We start from the raw sequence: 19,511 nt of genomic DNA, 5'->3' as shown, positions 1-19,511 counted from the left end.
AGGGCGCATCTTGACACTGCCCCGGGATAAAACCCTGCCAGCGCGGTCGAAGTCCCGCAGGGACGAAAGATCTTAGCCCAGCCATTTATGGCTGGGTTTTAGTTCGCTTCTAATTGAAGTCCCGCCAGGGACGAAAGAATTTGATGAATGGACGCGGCGTAGGCTGGATGATTTGAGAAATATTTCTTTCGTCCCTGCGAGACTTCGGACGGCGCGCCATCCTGCCATTTGGGGGCAGTGCGCGGATGCGCCCAGCCTCAAAGAAGTCGCCCCTTCCGTGATCAATCCGTGTTCCATCCGTGGCCAAGAAAAATCCTTCTCTCAGTGACTCTCCGCGCCTCCGCGCCTCCGCGGTTAACCTCAACCCCAAATATAATATGCGTGTGGAAACATTAAATGGCTGAGGACATGATTTCCCCGCAGTTCCAACGCGTTTTTCCCTCCCACATCCGTGATCAACCCGTGTTCCATCCGTGGCTAAAAAAATCCTTCTCTCAGTGACCCTCCGCGTCTCCGCGCCTCCGCGGTTAACTTTAGCCTCTTAAGCCGCCAAATGCCGCGTCTGCAGTTGCAAAATCTTCCCCGCAATCGCCGAGATGCTCGACAGCACAAAATCGTGATGGCCTGATCCCACCCAGGGTGATTGCAACAACATGGACGTCGCGCCGACGGAACGAGCCGCGCGGGCATCCGGCCATTTGTCGCTGATCACGAAAGAGCGTTCCAAATCCAGGTGATGTTTGAACGCCGCCTCCATGAATAACCCCGGCAACGGCTTGCGGCAGGAACAATTATCCGCCGGGTCGTGTGGGCAGACCAAAATATCATCCAAAGGGAAAGTCTGGCGCAGCAGCATATTCATCCGATCCAACTCGCGGCGTGAAACCGTGCCTTGCGAAAGCCCCGGCTGATTGCTCGTGGCGATGAGCGTGAAGCCCGCGGCCTTTAGCGCTTCGCACGCCGGCAAGGCGGCCTCATTCACGTGAAAGTCGGCCAGCGTCAACGGCGGCACCTGATATTGGCGTTCAACCTTGGGCAAATTCAGAATGCCATCTCGTTCGAAGAAAATCGCGATCTTCATAATTCCGAGACAGCATAAAGCTCGCCTGATTTTGGCGACCCCAAAAAATTCTCACCCCACGCGAAAAACCCAATAATTTTACGCTTCCCTGTCGCAAATTTGAGAGAAGCCCCCGCAAACCTTTGACCAGCGCGGCCAAAAATAATCACGCCCCTTGTCTCGTTGCGAGGCACTCGCGTTTTGCCCGGAAGCACAAAAGATCTTGGAGCACCCCGACAACTTGGAGAGTTGAGGAATCTTAGCCAGGATAACCTCCCCGGAATACCTCAAAACAAAATAATCCGCCCCGGCAGGAACGGCGAAGCCCAACCCCTACATCTAACATGCGCGTAAAACCCTAATCCGTCAAAATCATGATTTTCCCGCGTCCCATCCGTGACTAAAAGTTGCTTCTCCCAGTGTCCTCCGCAGGACCCTCCGCGCCTCCGCGCCTCCGCGGTTAACCTCACCTTCCAAATATAATATGCGTCGAGAACATGGGCGCCTTCAATAAAGCTTATCCACCGACGACGCCCGCAGTTGCAAAGCCTTGAGAATCGGCGTGGCGCGCTCCAAGGCATTGTCCTCCGTCTGGCCGGGAAAAGTTTTCATTGCAAAACGCACGGCCGCCACCGTGTCCCCATTGCGATCGCGCAACGGCATCGTGACGTATACCGCGCCCTTGTCCCGCAGATAATAATTCACATTCTTATTGATGACATCCAGATCGGTGGCCTCGCCCGGCTTGCCGATCTCCTTTTCATCCGTGCTCGCGATCATTCGCGCGTCCTTCGCATCCGGCGGCACCGCCACGATTTGCAGGCCAAGCAGCTTCGTGGAAAATTCCTTCATCGCATCGCGCACCATGGATTGCGCGAACGGCTCGCGCGGCGTGTAATTCACCCGCATATCCGTGAAATAACTGATCGAATCAGACTTCGTCCACAACGCGATCTTGCCCGACGAATACGTTGGGTCCGTCAACTCCGGCAACGCCTCCTTGCCATCCAGCAAAATGCGAATCTTCGCCCCCTCGCATTGGATGGATAACGTATGCCACACACCTTTTTCAATCGTCATTTGGTTGCCGATGGGATTCGACCGCACGCCCTTCGTGACCGTGTAAAAATAAAACGTATTCCCTAGCGCGCTCGCGCGGACATAATAATAATTGCGCTCATCCTGCAACCGAAACGCCACCCCCGCCATCTGCTCCGTCAAGCCGTCCACGATCTTGAACCGCGTGGTAAAAGTAAAATTCGCGTAAGTATCCTTCCCCAGCACCAGCATCGGGAAATGTTCATCCGTGGCCTCCCACGCGAACTGCCCGACGACCGCCTGCGACCCCGTTTTAGGCGCACCCGGATTGATCGGCGCAATCGGCAGCGGCACCTCATCCAGCACCACCTTCCAATTCCCCGGCTTGCCCTCCCCGCCGACGATACTCGTGCAATTCGTCGGCGGCAGATTCGTGGGCATGTCACTGAAATTAAAAGACTGCTCCGCCGCCCACAACGGCGCGGCCAACAGCAACGCAACCAGCCCCACAATTAATCTTTGCATACACTTTTACCCTAACAAAAAAACCCCTGCCGACAAGGGGCATTCAAAACGCATTCCCTTAATCGCGCATGCGCCAACCATCCGTATGCAGGGCTGCGCTGCCGCGCAGCTGTCCGAAGTCCCGCAGGGACGACAGATATTAGCCCAGCAATTTATTGCTGGGTTGGCCTCCACACCAAAACCAAGTCCCGCAGGGACGAAAGAATTTCCTCTTGGAACCAACCCTCACCCACTCGCCCAACGCTTCTCATTAACCCCCAACTTCAGTTGGGGGACTCCTCATCGAAACCACTCACTTCTATATCGAGCGCAGCGAGGCGAGCCCAGGCGAGCATCCTCCCATCATCCGCCCGAATTCACCCGCGTCAAAAGTTTCTCCAGCAATTTGCCCGATTGGATTTCTTTTGAACCAAATCCCGCAGCAACAACCGATAATCTAGGACACGGCAGGACTGCGCCACCGCTCCGCCGCCCGAAGTCCCGCAGGGACGACAGATATTAGCCCAGCAATTTATTGCTGGGTTTGCATCCGTTCCAAACCAAGTCCCGCAGGGACAAAAGAATTTTCCTCTTGGAACCAAACCTCACCCGCTCGCCCAACGCTTCTCATTAACCCCTTCTTCAATTAGGGCCACAAACCCGCTCAATTATTCCTCACAAAAATCTTCCCCGGCAACTGCTTGATCAACCGCTTCATCTCCAACCCCAATAACGCCACCGACACAGCCGAACTCGGCAACCCACTCCGCCGAATCACCTCGTCCGTATTCGATTCCTCCACCACCGCGTCATAAACTTTTTGTTCGTTCTCGGACAACGTCAACGCCGGCAAATTTCCCGTTTCACTCGCGCCGGGCGGACGATTGCTCGCGGGAAATAAATATTCGAACTCGCTCAAAATATCCTCCGCCCCTTCGCAAAGCTTCGCGCCCTTCTTGATCAACTCATGGCAACCGCGGCTGCGCGGCGAATCAATCCGCCCGGGAACCGCGAACACCTGCCGCCCCTGTTCCACCGCCATGTTCGCCGTGATCAACGCCCCGCTCGTCAAATTCGCCTCCACCACCACCGTCCCCAGCGTCATCCCCGCGACAATGCGATTGCGAATCGGAAACGATTGCTTGTCCGCCTTGCGATTAAACGGAAATTGCGTGATGACCGCCCCGCTCGCCGCGATGCGCTCGAACAATTCGCGATTCTCCGAAGGAAAAATAATATTGACGGCCTTGCCAGTTACCCGAACATCTAATATACTTCGATTTTCTTTTTTAACAAGAGAACCACAAGCATCACCATCGCCGTTATTTGCGAAATCGCATAAGTGAGCGACGTGTTTGAAATGCGAAGCAATTCAGTGATAACAAGATTCAGAAACAAAAAAACACCTGAAAACATGACCATCAAGACCGCTATTTTGCGAATCACGCGTTTCACGAATGACCGTCCTTACTGTCTTTGACATCTTTGTTGATATGGTCTAACACCTTAGTAATATCGTCGGGATTCTTGATTTTTAAAGCCTTAACTTTCTCATTTATCGTGTCGAGCAGTTGACGTTTCTTTCTGGCATTCAAAAACTTGGTGAGCGCAGTGATTAGGCCATCAGTGTGAATGTTAATATTCATACCAATTTTTTTCTCATCCCCTTTGAATGTCCCGCCAGTCAAACCTACCACAATAAGGCCCGTAACAAAAATATACTGAGCGGCGGTCGTTATGAGTTCAATCTCTCCCGGAGAATTAAGATTGATTCTTGTATCAATATCTCCCGAGTCTTCCTTGATGCCAAGTTCGGCCGCAAATTCATCTCCAAGTTCAAGCAGCCCAGAACCCGTTGAAAACAAATCCCGTGCATTGATATTGCCGGAACGAGCGACATCCAAAACAAAATGATATTTGGCTCCCTTTCTGAAAAAGTCATACAAGAGCGTATCTATCCATTGCGAGCACTCAGTAATATTAGTTATAGTCTGATGCGAAAAAAGAATCTTGTAGAGATTGGGGTTTACTGTGCTCCGCGGAACACGTTTTAACCACCTAACACCACGCCGCTTGTTGAAGTTGGGATTCGGTTTTCCACCAACCTGAACTGGTCCCTCAAAAGGCTGTTTGTTTGTCAGAACGCCAATGGTTAATTGACGCGAACCATGCGATGGAATGATTACATAATCGCCCGATTTCATTTCGTGGACAAATCTGAGCAATTGCGACGCGGATAGCCCCGGAGTGCTATTTGTGGGCTCATTCGCTCGAATTTGTCGCGATAACTTCTTTCGGTCTCCATCATCCAAGGTAAGCCCTTTAATCGTATCCAGCGTGACAGACGGATGGCCGATGGCTATGCAATTTTGGCTTATGAACGATTCGTATAAATAGCCTCCCTCCGTGCGAAAGAACCAGTATGCTGCTGTGTCGGAGATTACGGGACATTGGGAAAGACAGGCGGCTAATTCATCAAAAAGTATATTTTCCATATAATTGGCCTACTTGGGGCGTGTCGTGGCACTAAAAGCCGCAAATGAGTCGAAATGTCAACTATTTCTTCGCCGTTGCCAGTTGTCTGCCCGATTGATACACACCACATATTGAGTTGCCAGCTACATAAATTGTTAGTTTGCCAACATTATTTCCATGAAATTGCCAGTTTCCCACACAACCGGGTCCGTGAAATTTTCCACGGACGAAAACGTGAAAACCGCATACTCATACGTTCGGTTCTCAACCCCTCAACAGAGTCTTGGTGATTCGACGCGCCGTCAAGTTGAAGCAGCAGAACAATTCTGCAAGGAGAATGGATACGCCTTGGATAAATCCATCACCCTACACGATAAAGGGGTGTCCGCTTTCAAAGGGGCGAATACGTCATTACGAAACAGCGAAAGGTAAAATCAGTATGAGCGAAACATTGACAGCATTCCAAACAGCGAAAACCAACCTCCTTAAAGAATTCCAAACCAAACTCGGCGAAGTCGAATCCCTCAAGGCCGAATTGATGTCTGTCGGGTTTACGGAAGATGATTTGAAGGGAAAGGCGAAATCATCACGCCGTCCGGCAATCCCCATTACGGTTGAAAGTGTGGCCGCGATTATCAATGAATTCCAAGGAAAGGCCAACCAGAAGTTGTTGGCCGAACGTCACGGATGCAACGGGTCGAAGATTTCCGAAGTCTTGGGAACGACCGAATTCAAAAAGGTGTTCGCCAAGAAAAAAGAAGGTCTGTCGTGGCAATACAGTCTTAAAGCGTAATCCAGCCTTCCGAACTGTCACCCCTCACCCGCAACGGTGAGGGTTTTTGTTTGATTTTTAAAAATGCGCCACTCCTCTAAATAATAAAAAAAATCTCCAAACTGTTTTCAATAAACGCGTTAAAGTTCTGGCAAAGAAGTAGCTAAAGAAATAATAGAGTCTTTTTTTTTATCCAAGCGACAATCTCTGGATTTTGCGCGGCGGTAATAAGCGCCACAATCAAAGCAACGAAGGAGGTAAGCAACGCCAAGAAAGACGAGCCAAGTTTCACAGATTCAGTTAAATCCGCGTGCATGAAGCAACCAATCGCATAACCGATTGATTTGTCAAATTCCTACTGCGCTCAAAAATTCCAAGACTGCTGCGCTCCACCGCCAGTATCTCTCCATAGCCTACCAGATGGGTAACGAGTGATAGTTCCCTGAACGGGTAGAATTATTTTATCAACCTCACCTTCGCTAAGCGTTTGAATCAATGCGAAACAACGAATGGTTCGATTCGGAAATGCTTCGGCTAAGCGTCTGAACATGCCAACAAAACTCGAACCACGCGTTACAACATCATCAACCAGCGTTATTGGCTTTTCAATAAGAGCTGGCACATCATTGTCAATAGCCGTGCTGTCGTAATGGTCTTCGGGAGTTGCACGCATTCCCTTTGGTGCTGTAGCTGATTTCTGAACCGCGTGCGAACGAATTAATAAAGGCGATATTTCCGAACCAAGACCGGCGGCTAAGAGGGCTTGGCATATACGCAAAGGCGGCCACAAAGCGTCTTTTGTTTTTAACGGTGCGCTTCGAGGTATTGGCACCAATACCACATCTCCATTCAAACAATCTTTAAGAAATGGATATTGCTGAATCGCTGCAACTATCTTTGCAGCTAAAAATTCAATTCCGTTAACGCTTTCGGTTTTGCCAGCGTTTGTGAACGAAATGTATGTGTCATTTTTAACGGCACTCCGAATCACTCTTGAAACTTGTGAAAGGTGTGTCTCTCCTTTGGGCGAATATTTTGCAAACGCCACGTATGATAATTTAGAAGGAAATCCCATTCAGTTCAAAAGGGAGAATCCGAACGGGTAAAGACGAAAAGAAAGCATCCAAGGACTTGTCTGAAAGCACTTCTGCACCATGTGCCAACATTTCATCTGGCCATGTCAACGAACGATTATCCACAACCGCTTTTGATATGAACAAACCCCTTCCCAATCTCAACGCTTCCCATCCCTGCGAAATTGCACCGCTTTTTTCTCCCGCCTCAATGATAACTGTCGCATCTGAAATCAACGCCATTGTTCTGTTGCGAATTGGAAAATTTTTCGGTTGAGTAGGATACCCTTCTGGAAATTGAGAAACACACAGATGCTCCCGTTGAATCAAAGCTTGCAATTCCGTGTTTTCACGAGGATATGATTTACTCAAAGGAGTTCCAATTACTGCGGCAGTAAATCCGTTTGAGTTAATTGCAGATGTATGGGCAGCGGTGTCAATTCCGGCAGCCAAACCGCTCACAACCAGTCCGCCTTGTTGGACGACTAACTTAGCCAGCTTCCTTGCACGTTGAATTCCTTCCGCTGAAGCCTTCCGACTTCCTACGATTGAAACTCGCGGACGATTATTGAGAATGTCTCGACGCCCGACGACGAATAGCATTTGGGGTGCATATTTTTGTTCCACCTCGTTGAGTTGGCCAAGTAATTCGGTCGGCGTCATTTCCACCGGCACGTTCATACTTACATTATGACAGCGTTCTGAATCCATGTCACGGGCAAAAGCGTTTAAATTCATAAAACCCTTAATTCCATTGGGAATTATTGATGTTGCCGGTTGTTCGTTGGACTGGATACATTAGGTTGATGCCCGTGCCCAACACCGCGACCGTCCGCCCCTTCGCACTCATCGCCCCCTGATGCGCCGCCGTATCAATCCCGCGCGCGCCGCCGCTCACCACCGTCACGCCGACATACGCGAGTTGATACGCCAGCTTGCGCGCCGTCTCCATGCCGTACGGCGTCGTCATCCGCGAGCCCACCATCGCCACGCCATTTTTATCGCGCTCAGTCAAACGGCCTTTGACGTAAAGCACAACCGGCGGATCATAAATCTGCTTGAGCAACTCGGGATAATCCTCGTCCGAGCCGATGAGAATATGGCAGCCGAATTCGCTGATGCGCTTCAACTCCCCCGCCAGGTCCACCTGCTTCTCCCAATTCGCGATCGCCTCCGCCGTGTCCTCGCCAATACCGCGCACCTGCCGCAACGCGCTCCGCGACGCCCCCAAAATCGCCGGCGCCTCGCCAAAATGTTCGAGCAACTGCCGCACCCGAATCGGCCCCACGCCCTCGACCATATTTAGTGCCACCAGCGCTTCGCGTGAATCCATGCCGTTGCATACTCCATTCGCCCCCGCATCCGCAAGCCATGATTGGAGGCCGCGCCCATTCCCCACGGAAATCTTCGGCAATATTTATTGCCGCCGCGCCTTTCTTCTCCCTCGCCTGCACCGTTAGGTGCGGGAGAGGGCTGGGGAGAGGGTGTGGTTATTAACAAAATCCGGCTGCACATTTTATAGAAATTCGAAAATTTTACCTTTGAAAAATCGGGGGGCCGCGCTTGGATTCACTCAATTTAAATCTCTCGCAACAGACTTCTTTACACTCCCCATAACCGGGACTAGAGTGCATTTATGTCAGCAGAATATGATGCGACAGAATTTGTGGACAACGATTTTCAATCATCCCACAAGGCCGCTTACACCGGCGCAGTAAATCCCGCACCCGCTCCCGCCGTGCGCGCGCCCTCGCGCGAAGAAGTGGATTCCAAGGTCGGCGAGACCCAGCAAAAACTCGCCGAACTCAAGCGCATCCAGGAAGAGTTGGAACGCGAACGCGCCGGCCTCGAGGAAACCCGCCGCCGCCAGATCGAATTCCAAACCGGCCGTCAGGAAACCATCCAGAACCTCACCCGTGCCGTCGGCCTCCTCACCAAATCCGAATTCGCCCACCGCCGCGACGCCGAGCAAATGTCCAAGTCCCTCGTCGAACTTCAAGCCGCGCTCGTGAAAGTCGAAGCCACCAACGACCAAACCTGGACCAGGGACAATTTCAACGTCGAACTCACCCGCGCGCTGACCGCCATCGAAAACGCCCGCATGGAATGGAACTCCGCCCGCCTCAAATTTCCCGTGCTATCCGGCGAGGCTCGCGAAGAAAGCGCAACGCCCACGCGCCTGCAAAACTCCGCCCCATCCCTCCTCGGCACGCAAGACCTCGGGCAACTTTGCAAACTGGGTCTCGCGCTGACCTGGCCGCTCGCCGTCGTCGCCCTCGTAGTTGGCCTGTTGCTCGTGTTCTACGCGCGACACTAAACCCTTTGCCGTATGGGGTTTTTTAAGAAAAAAACCGATCCCCTCACTGACCGCGCCCGCGCGTTGAACGCCGAGATCGCGGCCCTCGAAGCCCAGATCAAAAAACTCGACGGCAAACCCGAGGCTCCGTCAGCCGGCCCAAGTTCACCCGCCCCGCGCCTCCGTTCCACCGCCCTGCCGCACGGCGCCGCCACGGCCACCCATCCGCCGCAACCCCCCGCGCCCACCCATCGCGAACCCATCTTCGAGGACGTGGATCAAAACCGTCTGCAAGCCAAGCTCGACGCCGAATCCACCAAGGAACATTACAACGACCTCGGCGTCCGCAAATACGACCTCGCCGCATTTTTCCGCCGCATCAAAAATCATTTTCGCGGCCCGTCCACGGCCAACCCCAAGCTGGTGAATTACCTCGCCGCCGGGAGCATCCAGGGCCTGCGCCCGATGCGTTACGAAAAACGCGTCGCGCGAAATCGTTTTCTCTTCGTCGTCCTCGGCCTCCTCGCCATCCTCATCGGCATCTTCGCCGTGATCCGCGGGCGGCATTAAAATAGGCGAGACTGGTTCAAGGGACGTTGGCAGCGGTCAAAGCGGTAAGTCAGAATCGAGCATGGTTAATGGCTCGGATGGTCATTTTAAATAAGGAGGATTGTTAATTCTAAATCAAGAAAGATTATTGAATCCAGCATGCACGAGATAAATGCAACTGAGCCCGGCACGGAGTCGAAAGGCGTTGCGGGCAATTTCCCGGCGACTCAGCCAAGCACACGCCTCGGCCATGTGCCCGCGCTCGACGGCTTGCGCGGCATCGCCATCCTGCTCGTCATGGGCAACCACGCGCCGCTCCGTTCCTTCGAATCATTGTTGCCCGGCGGATTTGCCGGCGTGGATTTATTTTTCGTCCTCAGCGGTTTTCTGATCACCACCTTGCTCGTCCAGGAATTCGACCGCACCGGTTCCATCCGTTTGCGGAATTTCTACCTCCGGCGCGCGTTGCGGCTCGGCCCCGCGCTCATCGCCATGCTGATCGTGTATTGTATTTTTAGCTTATTGATTTATGACAAGGATCGCGCCAGCCAAAATTGCCTCGACTCGCTCTACGCCCTTTTCTACCTCACGGATTGGATAAGGGTATTCGCCGGCAATCAAATGGGAATGCTTGCCCACACCTGGTCGCTTTCCGTCGAAGAACAATTTTACATCCTCTGGCCCATCATCCTGCTCACGCTCCTGCGCGCCTCAAAAAAACGAATATATATCGCCGCCGGAGCCGTCGTGATCGGATTGCTATCGTGGGCTGCCGGCATCTTTCTTACCGCGAAGGGAGCCACGTTTATTCGCCTGTGTTTCGGGCTCGACACCCGGGCGGAGACGTTGATGGTCGGTTGCGTTCTTGGGGTTGTGTTCTCTTCGGGATTGATGACGGAAAAAGCTGCAAACCTCGCCCGGAAAATTCTTGCGTTTCTGGCTCCAGCTGCGCTGCTATGCCTGATTATCTTTTCCATAACCGGCGACTTCCTCGGGCGCGGGTTATTTACTTTCGGGTTTGTCGTCATCGCATTGCTGGCCGCGACCTTGATCCTCGATGTGATGATCAATCCGCGAAGCATGCTTAAAAAGTTGCTCACCGCAAAATGGCTCGTTTGGCTCGGCGCTATTTCCTACGGACTGTATCTCTGGCACTGGCCGATCTATTGGGGAATGCATGGCTTCGGATACAAAGGCTGGACCGTGGTTCTCATCGGCACGCCTCTCACTTTTCTGGCCGTCCTGCCGTCTTATTATTTTTTGGAGAAACCCATTTTGAAATTAAAGCGCCGCTTTATGGATGACCGCCACGCATAGCGCTTTTAACGCGCTCCACTCCGCAGTTTCGGCGACAACGCCTCCCAATTCGTGCTCGCCGGTGGCGCAGCGGGAAAAACATATTTCGGCTTCTTCGCCGGATGCGCCGCGAACAAATGGCGGAACAACCAGAACTTTTTCAACCCCTGGATGAATTCATCGCTGTGCACGATGATGTCCGAGACGTGCGTCACGATATTGCTGTTCGCCTGCACCTGATTATTCAAATTGCTCGTGATGTTCGCGACGTTGTCCAGCGTCATATTCAACGTGAGCAAGTTGGTATTGAGATTCGTGATCGTGGTGTTCGCGCTGTCGAGCGTCGTGCCAATTTTTTGATTGATGTTCGTCGGGATCAACCATTCGCCGAGCGAACCTTCCGGATTGGTGAGCGAGCCGGTGATGATCGCGAGATTGCTGACAATCGGCCGCGCATTGCCGGAAATGTCGGTGAGGTTCGCCGTGAGCCGCGTCGCGTTGGAAAGCACGATGCCGAGCTGATTGGTGATCTGCAAAAAGCTTGGCATCGCCGCCTGGATTTGGGCAACCATGGTCTGCAAACGATCGTTCAACGCAATCTGTTCGTTGCGTTCCAGGCCATAGATATTCGTATGATGAAAATGTTCGTAGTAATGCTTGCTGGGATTCCAAACCGCCGTGATATGCCGGGAAATGCTATTCGTATCAATGATATGAATATGTTTGGTTCCCAGCACCGCCTCCGCCTTGGTGAGCAATTCCGGCGTCAGCGTCTGCCACGGCGAGCTGACCAAATTCGTCCCGTCCAGGATTTCTTCACCTAGCTTCCAATTTTTCAAATCCGGCAGCGCCTGTGCCTCGGTCGCGGTCAAGTCATCGCGCAACGCCTGGCGAATATAAGTGGCATGACCCTTGGAACCTTTGGTGATGTCCAATTCGCGTTTGCCGAGGAAGCCCGAACTATTGAATTCCACGTGCGAACCTTCAGTCCAGATATAACCAAAGTTTGGCTCGACCACTTCAAATTCGATATACACATTGTTGGAAGTCACTTCGCCCCATTTCGGACTTTCAGGAATGATCTTCGTGATCCGCCCTGCGTCAAATCCCATCAGCCACACCGGATCACCGATGGCAATGCCCGCGCCACTTTGCACATAAGTATAAAACGGCGCCTTCGCCTTGAACCAGCCGCGCTGCTTGGCGGCATTGTAGATGTAATAGCCGAAACCAAAAATCAACAGCACCGTCGCGATCAGAATGAACCAGCCGACACCGCGTTCCATGCGGTTCAAGCGGGTGCGAAGTTGGGGTGTGAGGTCTTGCAGTGGCATAAATTCAAGTAGTGAAAGGTTCCGCGAGCAGTTCCTTCACGAGCGGTTCGGGATGACAGGTCAACTGCGGGCGATGGCCCACGGTGAATAACTGTTTCTCTTTTACAAACGCGAAATGACAATGCGGGTTGCGCCACGGCCGCAAATCCTCCGCGGTCGCAATCAATGTCATCGGGCGTTTCTGGCAAAACTCATGCCCGGCGGAAAGCTGGTCGAAAAATTTCAGGAACCAATTCGACTGGCGAAAATCCAAGCCGCTCAACGCATGGTCCACGAGCAGCACCTCCGGCTCAAGCATCAGCGCTCGCGCCAGCCCGGCGCGTTTCTGCCAATGATGATCCAGCGCGCCGGGCATCGTTTTTTCAAACGGCGTCAACTCCGCCAGCTCCAGCATCGTCTTCACGCGTTCCTCGATTTCCTGCCAGCCCAGGTCGCGATGATACCGCAACGGCAGCGCCAGATTTTCGTGCACGTTGAGTTGATGCAACAGATTGCCGTTATCAAAAACCATCCCAAGGCGCAGACGCTGGGCAAGTTGTTCGTCGCCGTAAAGCGGCATCTCAGAACCAAACAAACGATACGTCCCGCGCAAAGGCGGCATCAGTCCCGCGGTCAATGAAATCAAATCGCGCTTGCCCGAGCCATGCATGCCTCCGACCACCCAATATTCGCCCGGCGCGACTTTCCAATTCACATTCTCCATCACCACGCGTTCCACGTCCTGCAACGTGCCGAACGCGACCTCGTTCATTTCGATGACCGGCGAACTGGAATTGGCGGGTGGGTTTTCCATTAGAGCGTGCGGTAAACGAAAATGAAAATCACGTCAATGACCACGCAGGCGATGATGCACTGCGCCACCGCGCCGATGGTCGCGCGGGAAACTTCCTCCAGTTGCAGCGGCCGCGACAGCCCGTGATAACACGTGATGACGGCAATGCTCACGCCAAACGCCGAGGACTTCACCGCGAGAATCGCAAAATCCAGGCTCGTCAGCGCCGCGCTAAGCTGGCGGAAATATTCTCCCGGTTGCAGCGGGACGTTTTGTAAAAACGCCCACAGATAACCGGTTAGCAACGCGCCCATGATGAAATAAATCGAGAGCGCAAAAACCCCGAGCGCCATGCCGATCACGCGCGGCATCACCAGATAATGAATCGGATCAACGCCCAGCGCTTCGAGCGCCTCGACTTCGCCTTGCGAACGTGCCGTGCCGAGTTCGATGACATTGGCCGTGCCCGACCGCGAGAGCACCAGCATCGCCGTGAAAAGCGGGCCCAGTTCGCGCACCACCACCGCCACCATGATCGTGCCGAGATAAGACGTCGCGCCGTATTGCGAAAGCAGCGTGACCGCCTGGCCAATCGTCGCGAAACCCAGCGCCGCCGACATGAACAAAAACAACGGAATCAAGTCCATGCCCGACCGTTTCATCTCGCGAAAGATCAGCGGGAACGTCACGCTTTGCGCGACATTCATTTTCGTCAAAATCACCCCGAGCGTGATGAGCGCAAACGCCAGCAACCCCTGGACCGTGAGCAACAACCGGAAGAGGCGATGCCCGAGATAATCCGTGTACGAGCGAGGCAGCGGCGCCTCCATGAAGGCGCGGGCTCGCGCTGCGCTGATCGCGCTGAATGACCCTTTGTCCACGAGGCAGCCTAAATTCATTGCGCCATGCGGTCAAAGGGGTTTTTACAAAGCAAATTTAGCCAACAAAATTTGAAAATTTTCCCTCCCCCGGACCGCGGGTCTGCGACCCGCAGCAATTTTAGAAAAGATTGCCGATCGAGATTTGCCGATCGTTTTCGATAATGCTTTTGTATTTTGAATGTGGAACGAAAAGCTGAGCCGCAAGCGGTTTGACCTCATGTACCTTGCTGCAGGTCGCAGACCCGCGATCCGCCCGGATGATGCGCCTCGATTCGACCTCCGCAAAAGCGCGAATTGACTTACGCGCAGCTTGTGGAGTTATATAACAAGTGGTCATCCATGCCGCATGAAGAACATTGTTTATTTTGATCTCGAAACGCAAAAATCCGCCGATGAAGTGGGCGGCTGGGACAAAATCGGCCTGATGAAAATGAGCATCGGCGTGACCTACAGCACCACGCGCGGTGATTACAAAATTTACGGCGAGCAACACGTGGACGATCTGCTCGTCGAGTTGCAGCGCGCCGACCTCGTCGTGGGTTTCAATCATCTCCGCTTTGACTACGAAGTGCTGCACGCCTATACCTCGATGGATTTGCGCCAGCTTCCCACGCTCGACATGCTTGTCGAACTGCAAAACACCCTGCAACACCGCCTCTCCCTCGACTCCATCGCAACCGCCACCTTCGGCGTCGAAAAAACCGCCGAGGGCCTGCAAGCCATCCAATGGTTCAAGCAAGGCAAGCTATTGGAAATCGCCGAATACTGCTGCTACGACGTAAAGCTCACCAAGCTTGTCCACGAACACGGCGCGAACCACAAGCAACTGCATTACCACAACCGCTTCGGAAAAAAACTGACCGTCCCCGTGGCGTGGTAACGCGCGCAGTTGGCGTTTTGCGGCATGCGCTTGTCATTTTTAGAAAAACCGCTAAGATGCTGCCGTTCGGCTGGCCCCATAGCTCAAATGGATAGAGCTCGAGTTTCCTAAACTTGAGATTCAGGTTCAATTCCTGATGGGGTCACCAAATACCAACCGACACTTTTCAATATCATTCGCGAACGCTTTGGCTTCGTCTGAAGGAAGCTTTGCCAATGCATTCCAGCGATCAGCCAACTGACTGCAGGTTGCCGCCGGACCCGGCGTCGTTTCGTCAAGTAAAGTCAATAAGGCATGAGCTTTGGATGGCAGTATCTCCGCGCCAGAAGGCCGCACGGTGCCGTTTTCAAGTTCGACTTCAACCGTTTTATAGCTCATACAGGTATTTTATCAGGTAGGATGTGAACGGCAAGTGTGAGCTTTTTATTTCTCGGGGAACAAAAGTAGCCGTGACGATCCACGGCCTTCCCATCATTTGAACTTCCTTTGACTATGATTGGCGTGATCGCAGACGATTTATCAGGCGCGGCGGAACTGGCCGCCGTCGGCTGGCGCCACGGCCTGCGCGCGGAAATCCTCTTGAATGGACGTTGCGATGCCACGGCCGATTTGGTTTGCGTGGATACCCATTCGCGCGGATGTGATCCCACGGAATCCGCCGCCCGCGCGCGCAACGCAGCGCGGACTTTGCGCGATGCGGGCGCAGCGTCGATTTATAAAAAAGTGGACTCCGTGCTGCGCGGCCAGGTGACTGCCGAAGTGCAGGCGATCATGTCGGAACTCAATTTGCCGCACGCGCTACTCGTGCCCGTGAATCCTTCGCTCGGCCGCATCATTCGCGGCGGAAATTATTTTGTGCGCGGAAAATTATTGCACGAAACCGAATTTGCGCATGACCCACACCATCCACGAACTTCGTCCGTCGTAAATAAACTCCTAAGCCTGGACGCGGCACAGATGCGCAAACTCGGTGAGCCACTAACAGAAAACGGCATCCTCGTCGGCGAAGCCGAAACTGCGGAAGATCTGCGCGCCTGGGCATCGCAGGTAAACGAGAACATTCTACCGGCGGGCGCGGCGGAATTTTTCGGCGCATTGCTCGCGATGAAAGGATTGCGCAAAGCTGTCGAACCTTGTGAAAGTTCGCGCGAAGAAAAACGAGGCGCGGAATTATTCGTGTGCGGCAGCACCAGCGAATCATCACGATTATTTTGCGAAGCGGCGGCGCAATCCGGCGCAACGATATTTTCGTTGCCCAAAAAACTCATTGCCGGCGCACCATTCGATTTGGCGGATATGGAACCCATTGCTGCGGGCGCGATTCACGCGTTGAAAAACGAACGGCGCGTCATTTTAAAAATCGGTTTGCCGCTCGTGCGGGACATCGCCATCGCCCGTTCGCTCGCGGAGAATTTAGTGCGGCTCGCGGAACGCGTGCTTGCCGCTTCATCCGTGGATAACGTGTATGCCGAAGGCGGCGAAACCGCCGCTGCCCTGGCGCGCCGCCTGGGATGGGGGCGGCTTGCGATTGAACGGGAACTGGCCCTCGGCGTTGTGAGCACCTTGGTTGACGGCCCGCGAAATGTGCGTTTCACCCTCAAGCCCGGCAGCTACGAATGGCCCGAATGCGTGCGGAAAGTCATATAGGAGGTCAACAGTTTTTCTGATACGAATATCATGATGACACGTGATAATTAGAAGACATAAGGAACAAAGTCCCAGTGTTACAACGAATTTACAATCATGCGAATTTCGTGTTAATAAGTTTTACTTGATTAAAAACTTCGTTGAGAGATTCTCATCACGCTTGAACATGGCAATCTGCATCTGTTGTTCCGAGCCCATGCCGCGCGGGGGAAACGCCCTTTCGCGGAATCCGAATGTTTGCGCCTCGTGCTCGAGTATGATGGACGGAATGGGCGATTCGGACCCCGTCGCAGAATTGCAACCGCTTCCCGGAACTGCGCCCGCCAAAATGATCATCTCACCCGGTAAATCATCGAAGGAAGTACAACCCGCCGCAGCGCACGCCACGAAGAACTGATTTTTTTCGCGAGCCGAGCGTCTCTATTCCCATCAGTCCTCTTTGGCTGCGAGCCACCGTCTCGTAAAATATTTCTTTCGCCGCCGCCGCGCCGTTCTGCCTTCGCGCCGGTTAGTTGCGAGGTTGAAGTGTGTAAGTTGCTAGTTGCGAAGGGTTATGGCGGGATGGCTGGATGATGAATAGCGGCCCCAGCGCGTGAGTCTGAGTATTATAAGTCACACGCACCTGCCTGGTGATTTTGGAGGTAACTGATTTGGCGGTTGTGGTATCATTAATAATGATGGCAAGTGACGGAACGCGAAAGGCGAGTTTATGCGTATGAGCATGCTAAGGGGTGGGGCGCTGGCGGCAATCCTGATCGGATTGACGCTGGCGGCGGGGCGGATAACCAACGCAGATACCGCCGCGATTCCAGCGGCGACGAACGCAGTGCCGGACATTTCCGCAACACCGGCGCCCAGCGCAAGCACCGAGGTCAATTCACCAACCGCCGATCTGACGCCGCCAAGTCTTTCGCTCAACGAACAACAACCCGCACCGCCCGAAGTGAAACTCTCCAAAGCCGCGGCGGAAATCGTGCATCTCGCGCAATCGGGAGTGGCCGAAGACGTCATGCTCGCCTACGTGGCCACCGTCGCGAGCAAGTTCAATCTTGGCTCCGATCAAATCATTTATCTCAACGACCTCGGTGTGTCGGGCGCGGTGGTGAAGGCGATGATCCAGCGCGACTCCGCGATTGACGCCACCTCCGCCGCCGCGACGGCGAGCCTGCTCGCGCCCCAACCGCAACAACCCGTTCCCACATATCCGTCCCCCGCGCCGACCGACCTCGCGAACACACTCCCCCCTGAAGTGGACACGGTGATTGCCACCAATCCTCCGGACGTGGATACCAGCGACACCGTCACGGACGATTCCGATTATTTTTACAATTCACTCGCGCCGTACGGCGGCTGGGCTTTTGTGAGTGGCGTGGGCCTTTGCTGGCAGCCCACGGTTTGCTTGTCGAATCCCGATTGGCGTCCGTATTGCGATCGTGGCCGGTGGGTTTACAGCGATTGCGGCTGGTATTGGCAGTCGGATTATTCGTGGGGCTGGGCGGCGTTTCATTATGGCCGCTGGTTCCAGGACGCGCATCGCGGCTGGGTGTGGGAACCGAACCGCGTTTGGAGTCCGGCGTGGGTGAGCTGGCGTCATGAGTTGAATTATTGCGGTTGGGCGCCCCTGCCTCCCACGGCGAAGTTCAAGCCGGGAGTGGGCTTCTCCTTTGGCGGACACGCGGTGGCGGCGAATTTCGATTTCGGTTTGCGCGGCCGGCAATACACCTTCATCCCCACCGCGCGCATGAGCGATTACACGCCGGCGCGTTACGCACTGTCGGGCCAGGAGGCGCAGGAGATCCACAGCCATTCGACGGTTGTGAACCATTTCACCGTGGAAAATCATCATGTGGTGAATCAAACCATTGACCCGCGCGAAGTTTCAGCGGCGTCCGGCACGGAAATTCGCCAGGCGCAAATCCACGAAGTGCCGCGCCAGGACGGACACGCGCCGCAGCCGGACCGCATCGCAAAACACGGCGAGTCGTTCGTGATTTACCGCTCGCAGTTGCCCGCGCCGTCGGCGCATCGCGTGAATGGAAATGGCGCAGCCACGAGAAGTTCGGCGGTTCAGCCGCATTCGGAAGCGCCGGTGCCGAATATGATTTTGAATGCGAAAACCGCCGCCTCGCCGGGAGTGATCATGGGCCAGCACCCGGCGCGGGAAAATTATCCGGCGGGTTCGCTCGTGGTGATCGGGCAGCGCAATTCCGCGCCGTTGCCGAACATGAGATTAACGCATGTGGACGCTCCCGCCGCGCCGGAACCGCCGCAGGTTGCCGTCACGCCCACAGCTCCGGGAAATTATTACGCGGGCACTGCCGCCGCCGAACCCGTCCGCTCGCCAGCGGGATTTAATTTTGGCCGCAACAATAATTATGAGCGCCCGCGTGGTGAAACTTCAGCCGCGCCGAACCCCTCGCAGAATTCTTCGGTCTATGTGATGCCGGGGCATTACACCGTGGGACAACAGTTGAATGCGAACGTGCAGCATAATTTGAATGAAGCGGGCGCGCGCTATGGGAACGGGCAAGCCGCGCAAACAACGCCATCAGTTGCGCCAACTGCCCAAGCCGCTCAACCAGCGTATGGCGGATACCAGCATGAAGCGCGCGGCGGTAGCGAACCGGCGCGAGTGGAGTCCCGCAGCGAAGCGCGTCCAGTCGTTGATGCCCGCGCGGAAATGGCTCACTCGATGCAAGCCGCCGCGGTGGAACATATATCGCAAGCGGCACCCGCGCCGGCTGCGTCATCGCACTCAGCAAGTTCGAGTTCCTCAAGTTCCTCAGGCTCGGGAAAAAGATAAGCCTGAAAATTGGCGGATACACTTTCCGTCCGGACCGCGGGTCTATGACCCGCAGCAATTCACAATGAAGATTGCCGCTGGAGATTTTGCGACGGTTTGAGAATACGAGGTCTTGGTTATAGACGACAGGT

At 54.1% G+C, this 19,511-nt stretch carries 19 protein-coding genes and 1 tRNA gene; 9 read left to right on the top strand and 11 right to left on the bottom strand.

Annotated elements, in window-relative coordinates; genetic code table 11:
* Positions 1-541: 541 nt before the first annotated feature.
* From VH413_18615 to VH413_18600, 4 genes are all read right to left on the bottom strand, one after another.
* A complete protein-coding gene (locus VH413_18615; protein HEX3800713.1) occupies positions 542-1,081 on the bottom strand; it encodes an HAD-IIIA family hydrolase in 540 nt (179 codons plus the stop codon).
* Between the two features lie 486 nt (positions 1,082-1,567).
* On the bottom strand, positions 1,568-2,623 hold the full coding sequence (locus VH413_18610; protein ID HEX3800712.1) for a family 16 glycoside hydrolase: 1,056 nt from the start codon (positions 2,621-2,623) through the stop codon (positions 1,568-1,570).
* Positions 2,624-3,266: 643 nt separating this feature from the next.
* Positions 3,267-3,875: a DNA-processing protein DprA gene (locus tag VH413_18605; GenBank protein ID HEX3800711.1), complete on the bottom strand. Its 609-nt coding sequence runs from the start codon at positions 3,873-3,875 to the stop codon at positions 3,267-3,269.
* Positions 3,876-4,053: 178 nt separating this feature from the next.
* A complete protein-coding gene (locus tag VH413_18600) occupies positions 4,054-5,097 on the bottom strand; it encodes a hypothetical protein (GenBank protein HEX3800710.1) in 1,044 nt (347 codons plus the stop codon).
* Between the two features lie 157 nt (positions 5,098-5,254).
* Between VH413_18600 and VH413_18595 the strand changes: the two genes are divergently transcribed.
* Positions 5,255-5,509: a recombinase family protein gene (locus VH413_18595; protein HEX3800709.1), complete on the top strand. Its 255-nt coding sequence runs from the start codon at positions 5,255-5,257 to the stop codon at positions 5,507-5,509.
* 7 nt (positions 5,510-5,516) lie between these two features.
* Complete coding sequence (locus VH413_18590; protein HEX3800708.1) at positions 5,517-5,870, top strand: hypothetical protein; 354 nt, start codon at positions 5,517-5,519, stop codon at positions 5,868-5,870.
* Between the two features lie 343 nt (positions 5,871-6,213).
* Here the strand turns inward: VH413_18590 and VH413_18585 are convergent, their stop codons facing one another.
* Genes VH413_18585 through VH413_18575 form a run of 3 tightly spaced genes read right to left on the bottom strand, consistent with a single transcriptional unit; the run spans position 6,214 to position 8,336 of the window.
* Positions 6,214-6,897, bottom strand: a complete 684-nt coding sequence (locus VH413_18585) for a phosphoribosyltransferase (GenBank protein ID HEX3800707.1) — start codon at positions 6,895-6,897, stop codon at positions 6,214-6,216.
* A 10-nt stretch (positions 6,898-6,907) separates the two neighbouring features.
* Positions 6,908-7,660: a DNA-processing protein DprA gene (locus VH413_18580; protein ID HEX3800706.1), complete on the bottom strand. Its 753-nt coding sequence runs from the start codon at positions 7,658-7,660 to the stop codon at positions 6,908-6,910.
* Between the two features lie 7 nt (positions 7,661-7,667).
* Entirely contained in the window at positions 7,668-8,336 is a 669-nt protein-coding gene (locus tag VH413_18575) for a DNA-processing protein DprA (GenBank protein HEX3800705.1), read from the bottom strand.
* Between the two features lie 222 nt (positions 8,337-8,558).
* Here VH413_18575 and VH413_18570 point away from each other — a divergent pair, with 222 nt between their 5' ends.
* The 3 genes from VH413_18570 to VH413_18560 all read left to right on the top strand — a co-directional run bounded on the left by VH413_18570 (position 8,559) and on the right by VH413_18560 (position 11,084).
* A complete protein-coding gene (locus VH413_18570; GenBank protein ID HEX3800704.1) occupies positions 8,559-9,239 on the top strand; it encodes a hypothetical protein in 681 nt (226 codons plus the stop codon).
* 12 nt (positions 9,240-9,251) lie between these two features.
* A complete protein-coding gene (locus VH413_18565) occupies positions 9,252-9,788 on the top strand; it encodes a hypothetical protein (protein HEX3800703.1) in 537 nt (178 codons plus the stop codon).
* Between the two features lie 138 nt (positions 9,789-9,926).
* Entirely contained in the window at positions 9,927-11,084 is a 1,158-nt protein-coding gene (locus tag VH413_18560) for an acyltransferase (GenBank protein ID HEX3800702.1), read from the top strand.
* A gap of 5 nt (positions 11,085-11,089) precedes the next feature.
* Here the strand turns inward: VH413_18560 and VH413_18555 are convergent, their stop codons facing one another.
* Genes VH413_18555 through VH413_18545 form a run of 3 tightly spaced genes read right to left on the bottom strand, consistent with a single transcriptional unit; the run spans position 11,090 to position 14,068 of the window.
* Positions 11,090-12,397 (bottom strand): hypothetical protein, encoded by a 1,308-nt coding sequence (locus VH413_18555; protein ID HEX3800701.1) that lies wholly within the window; start codon positions 12,395-12,397, stop codon positions 11,090-11,092.
* A 4-nt stretch (positions 12,398-12,401) separates the two neighbouring features.
* Complete coding sequence (locus VH413_18550) at positions 12,402-13,190, bottom strand: ATP-binding cassette domain-containing protein (GenBank protein HEX3800700.1); 789 nt, start codon at positions 13,188-13,190, stop codon at positions 12,402-12,404.
* Positions 13,190-14,068, bottom strand: a complete 879-nt coding sequence (locus tag VH413_18545) for an ABC transporter permease (GenBank protein ID HEX3800699.1) — start codon at positions 14,066-14,068, stop codon at positions 13,190-13,192. Before VH413_18545 ends, VH413_18550 begins: the two co-directional genes overlap by 1 nt.
* A gap of 328 nt (positions 14,069-14,396) precedes the next feature.
* On the opposite strand from VH413_18545, the gene VH413_18540 reads away from it, so the two are divergent.
* Both VH413_18540 and VH413_18535 read left to right on the top strand, forming a co-directional pair.
* On the top strand, positions 14,397-14,930 hold the full coding sequence (locus VH413_18540; protein HEX3800698.1) for a ribonuclease H-like domain-containing protein: 534 nt from the start codon (positions 14,397-14,399) through the stop codon (positions 14,928-14,930).
* A gap of 72 nt (positions 14,931-15,002) precedes the next feature.
* Positions 15,003-15,078 (top strand) — tRNA-Arg (locus tag VH413_18535).
* On the opposite strand, the gene VH413_18530 is transcribed toward VH413_18535, so the two are convergent.
* A complete protein-coding gene (locus VH413_18530) occupies positions 15,057-15,308 on the bottom strand; it encodes a hypothetical protein (protein HEX3800697.1) in 252 nt (83 codons plus the stop codon). The two genes, VH413_18535 and VH413_18530, sit on opposite strands and share 22 nt — an antisense overlap.
* 114 nt (positions 15,309-15,422) lie before the next feature.
* Between VH413_18530 and VH413_18525 the strand changes: the two genes are divergently transcribed.
* Positions 15,423-16,577, top strand: a complete 1,155-nt coding sequence (locus VH413_18525) for a four-carbon acid sugar kinase family protein (GenBank protein HEX3800696.1) — start codon at positions 15,423-15,425, stop codon at positions 16,575-16,577.
* 715 nt (positions 16,578-17,292) lie between these two features.
* On the top strand, positions 17,293-19,380 hold the full coding sequence (locus tag VH413_18520; GenBank protein ID HEX3800695.1) for a DUF6600 domain-containing protein: 2,088 nt from the start codon (positions 17,293-17,295) through the stop codon (positions 19,378-19,380).
* Positions 19,381-19,511: the final 131 nt, after the last annotated feature.

Source organism: Verrucomicrobiia bacterium (genome assembly GCA_036268055.1).
In the GTDB taxonomy this organism is placed as follows: domain Bacteria; phylum Verrucomicrobiota; class Verrucomicrobiia; order Limisphaerales; family Pedosphaeraceae; genus DATAUW01.
This window is presented reverse-complemented; position numbering and strand designations above follow the sequence as displayed.

Coding starts and splice junctions, on each gene's coding strand:
- VH413_18580 (HEX3800706.1), bottom strand. CDS start 7,660: ATGAATTTAAACGCTTTTGCCCGTGACATGGATTCAGAACGCTGTCAT.
- VH413_18600 (HEX3800710.1), bottom strand. CDS start 5,097: ATGGAAAATATACTTTTTGATGAATTAGCCGCCTGTCTTTCCCAATGT.
- VH413_18520 (HEX3800695.1), top strand. CDS start 17,293: ATGAGCATGCTAAGGGGTGGGGCGCTGGCGGCAATCCTGATCGGATTG.
- VH413_18570 (HEX3800704.1), top strand. CDS start 8,559: ATGTCAGCAGAATATGATGCGACAGAATTTGTGGACAACGATTTTCAA.
- VH413_18540 (HEX3800698.1), top strand. CDS start 14,397: ATGAAGAACATTGTTTATTTTGATCTCGAAACGCAAAAATCCGCCGAT.
- VH413_18595 (HEX3800709.1), top strand. CDS start 5,255: ATGAAATTGCCAGTTTCCCACACAACCGGGTCCGTGAAATTTTCCACG.
- VH413_18545 (HEX3800699.1), bottom strand. CDS start 14,068: ATGAATTTAGGCTGCCTCGTGGACAAAGGGTCATTCAGCGCGATCAGC.
- VH413_18610 (HEX3800712.1), bottom strand. CDS start 2,623: ATGCAAAGATTAATTGTGGGGCTGGTTGCGTTGCTGTTGGCCGCGCCG.
- VH413_18525 (HEX3800696.1), top strand. CDS start 15,423: ATGATTGGCGTGATCGCAGACGATTTATCAGGCGCGGCGGAACTGGCC.
- VH413_18615 (HEX3800713.1), bottom strand. CDS start 1,081: ATGAAGATCGCGATTTTCTTCGAACGAGATGGCATTCTGAATTTGCCC.
- VH413_18565 (HEX3800703.1), top strand. CDS start 9,252: ATGGGGTTTTTTAAGAAAAAAACCGATCCCCTCACTGACCGCGCCCGC.
- VH413_18590 (HEX3800708.1), top strand. CDS start 5,517: ATGAGCGAAACATTGACAGCATTCCAAACAGCGAAAACCAACCTCCTT.
- VH413_18560 (HEX3800702.1), top strand. CDS start 9,927: ATGCACGAGATAAATGCAACTGAGCCCGGCACGGAGTCGAAAGGCGTT.
- VH413_18555 (HEX3800701.1), bottom strand. CDS start 12,397: ATGCCACTGCAAGACCTCACACCCCAACTTCGCACCCGCTTGAACCGC.
- VH413_18530 (HEX3800697.1), bottom strand. CDS start 15,308: ATGAGCTATAAAACGGTTGAAGTCGAACTTGAAAACGGCACCGTGCGG.
- VH413_18550 (HEX3800700.1), bottom strand. CDS start 13,190: ATGGAAAACCCACCCGCCAATTCCAGTTCGCCGGTCATCGAAATGAAC.